The sequence below is a fragment of the Sphingomonas elodea ATCC 31461 genome (assembly GCF_000226955.1).
In the GTDB taxonomy this organism is placed as follows: domain Bacteria; phylum Pseudomonadota; class Alphaproteobacteria; order Sphingomonadales; family Sphingomonadaceae; genus Sphingomonas; species Sphingomonas elodea.
In genome coordinates, this window is sequence record NZ_AGFU01000127.1 from 1 (window position 1) to 2,921 (window position 2,921).

Annotated in this window: 4 protein-coding genes; 2 read left to right on the forward strand and 2 right to left on the reverse strand. The window is 66.8% G+C overall.

What is annotated here, in order from left to right; genetic code table 11:
- The first annotated feature begins 107 nt into the window (after positions 1–107).
- Positions 108–644 carry a CinA family protein gene (locus KK7_RS0119800; protein ID WP_010546379.1) on the forward strand — a complete coding sequence of 179 codons (537 nt, stop codon included), beginning with the start codon at positions 108–110 and terminating at the stop codon, positions 642–644.
- Here the strand turns inward: KK7_RS0119800 and KK7_RS0119805 are convergent.
- Both KK7_RS0119805 and lipA read right to left on the reverse strand, forming a co-directional pair.
- Positions 569–1,066 (reverse strand): type II toxin-antitoxin system RatA family toxin, encoded by a 498-nt coding sequence (locus KK7_RS0119805; protein ID WP_010546380.1) that lies wholly within the window; start codon positions 1,064–1,066, stop codon positions 569–571. The genes KK7_RS0119800 and KK7_RS0119805 overlap by 76 nt on opposite strands.
- Complete coding sequence (gene lipA, locus KK7_RS0119810) at positions 1,066–1,998, reverse strand: lipoyl synthase (RefSeq protein WP_010546381.1); 933 nt, start codon at positions 1,996–1,998, stop codon at positions 1,066–1,068. The genes KK7_RS0119805 and lipA overlap by 1 nt, the downstream gene beginning before the upstream one ends.
- 131 nt (positions 1,999–2,129) lie before the next feature.
- On the opposite strand from lipA, the gene KK7_RS0119815 reads away from it, so the two are divergent.
- Positions 2,130–2,759 carry a carbonic anhydrase gene (locus KK7_RS0119815; protein WP_010546382.1) on the forward strand — a complete coding sequence of 210 codons (630 nt, stop codon included), beginning with the start codon at positions 2,130–2,132 and terminating at the stop codon, positions 2,757–2,759.
- The last annotated feature ends 162 nt before the right edge of the window (positions 2,760–2,921 follow it).

Genomic DNA, 2,921 nt, shown 5'->3' on the forward strand with positions numbered 1-2,921 from the left:
GATCTACACTCTTTCCCTACACGACGCTCTTCCGATCTCAACGGTACGCGTGCCTGCAAGGAACTGACTCGTAACGTCCGCCATCCGGTGGCAAGGGGCTCCGCGCTATGGACACGATTCTTCCCCCTGAGCTCGTAGAAGCCGCGCGCAAGGTTATCGACGCGAACCGGATTGCCGGCCGCCGCGTCGCCGTTGCCGAAAGCTGCACCGGCGGCTTGGTTTCCGCCGCGCTAACCGAGCTGCCGGGTTCCTCCGACGTCTTCGACGCCGGGTTCGTCACCTATTCCAACGATGCCAAGATGGACGTGCTGAAGGTGAGCCTCGACGTGCTCGAAACCTTCGGCGCAGTCTCGATCGCGGTCGCCTGGAGCATGGCGCAGGGTGTGCTGGAGCGCACCAAGGCCGATGTCGCCGTGGCGATCACCGGCATCGCCGGCCCGGGCGGGGCGACCGAGAACAAGCCGGTCGGCACCGTGGTCTTCGCCCAGGCGATCCGCGGCGCCGATCCGAAGCACGTCGTCGCCGATGCGCGCCATTTCGAGAATAACGGCCGCGGCGGCATCCGCCTTCAGGCGGCGTTGTGCGCGCTCGACTTGCTGATGCCGTCGCCCGAAGTGCCGGTCGAGGAACCCGACGCCGCATAAAGCTTCGCCGCGCGCTCCTCGAACGCACCGATCATCTTGCGGAGCGCGCGGTCGAACACCTGGCCGGCGAGCATCTCGAACACCCGGTTCTTGAACGCGAAGTCGACGCAGAAATCGACATAGCAGCCGCCCTGCCCGTCCGGCCGGAACTTCCAGTCGTTCGACAGGTGCTTGAGCGGCCCGTCGACATATTCGACATGGATGGTCTCCGGCCGCACCTTGGCGACGCGCGAGGTGAAGGTCTCGCGCAGCCCCTTGAAGCCGACGATCATGTCCGCGACGACCTGGGTGTCGCTCGACGAGCGGACGCGCATCGCGCTCACCCAGGGCAGGAACTCGGGGTAGCGCGCCACGTCCGCCACCAGATCGAACATCTGTTCCGGCGTGTAGGGAAGCTGCCGGGTTTCGCTGTGCTTGGGCATCAGGCCTTGGCGCTCGCCTTTGCCAGCTTGGCCTCGCGGGCCGCGCGCATCTCGGCGAAATCCTCGCCGGCGTGATAGCTGGAACGCGTGAGCGGCGACGAGGCGACCTGCAGGAAGCCCTTGGCCCGCGCGATCGCGCCGTACGCCTGGAACGCCTGCGGGGTCACGAACTCCTCGACCTTCGCATGCTTCGGCGTCGGCTGGAGATACTGGCCCATGGTCAGGAAATCGATGTCGGCCGAGCGCATGTCGTCCATCACCTGGTGGACCTCGAGGCGCTGCTCGCCGAGGCCCAGCATGATGCCGGACTTGGTGAAGATCGACGGATCGAGCTTCTTGACCATCTCCAGCAACCGCAGCGAGGCATAGTAGCGCGCGCCCGGGCGGATCATCGGATAGAGCCTGGGGACGGTTTCGAGATTATGGTTGTACACGTCCGGCCGCGCCGCGACGATCGCCTCGACGGCGGCCTCATGCTTGTTGCGGAAATCGGGCGTGAGTATCTCGATCGTGGTGGTCGGGCTCGCCTTGCGGATCGCCTCGATCACCTTGACGAACTGGCTGGAGCCGCCGTCGGGCAGGTCGTCGCGGTCCACCGAGGTGATGACGATATGCTCGAGGCCCATCTGCAGCGCCGCCTCGGCGACGTGCTGGGGCTCCAGCGGATCGACCTTGCGCGGCATGCCGGTCTTGACGTTGCAGAAGCGACAGGCGCGCGTGCAGACGTCGCCCAGGATCATCACGGTCGCGTGTTTCTTGGTCCAGCACTCGCCGATGTTCGGACACGCCGCTTCCTCGCACACGGTGACGAGGTTCTTGGAGCGCATCAGGGCGCGGGTCTTGGCGAACCCTTCCGAGGTGGGGGCCTTGACGCGGATCCAGTCGGGCTTGCGGACGCGCTCGGGGCGCGGCAGCGGAGTCTGCTCGTTCATGGGGGGGCAGATAGAGCGCCACGCGACGTTTCGCCAGCCCCGGAAATTGCGCATTAAAGTGCAGGGAGCGCAACCGGACCCTGGGCGTTCTGGCCGTCGACAAGTCCCGAAAGGATGGATAGGCGGAACGAATGGCTGGATTTCAAGAACTGATCGGTGGCTATCACCGATTCCGCACCGACGGCTGGAGCAGCCAGCGCGCGCGCTGGGCCGAGCTTTCCGAGGGCCAGAGCCCCAAGGTGATGGTGATCGCCTGCTCCGACAGCCGAGTCGATCCGGCGCAGATCTTCGACACTTCGCCCGGAGAGATCTTCGTGGTGCGCAACGTGGCGAACCTGGTGCCGCCCTATGAAACCGGCGGCGGCCGCCACGGCGTGTCGGCGGCGCTGGAATTCGCGGTGACGCAGCTCGAAGTGCCCGAAATCGTGGTGATGGGCCACGGCGCGTGCGGCGGCGCCCATGCCGCGCTGACCCAGCGTTTCGCCGATGCAGAAAACGGCGAAGGCGGCTTCATCGCGCATTGGGTGGACATGCTCGACGGCGCCCGGGAAAAGATCATCTCGCGATATGGCGAGGGGCCGGAAGCGGTGCGCGCGATGGAGCAGGAGACGGTCCGCGTTTCGATGCGCAACCTGCGCACCTTCCCCTTCGTCGCCGAGCGCGAAGCGGCGGGCAAGCTGACCCTCCACGGCGCCTATTTCGCGATTGCCGACGGCATGCTGCACGTGATGGACGAGGACGGCAGCTTCGCGGCGGCGTGACTTCCAAACTCCTCCCCGGCACGGGGAGGGGGACCGCCGCCAAGGGCGGTGGTGGAGGGGCCGCGCCGGAGGCGCGGTGGTACTGCGAGCTCAGGGCGCACCGCCGCTGGCGCGGCGGCCCCTCCACCATGCTGCGCATGGTCCCCCTCCCCGTGCCGGGGA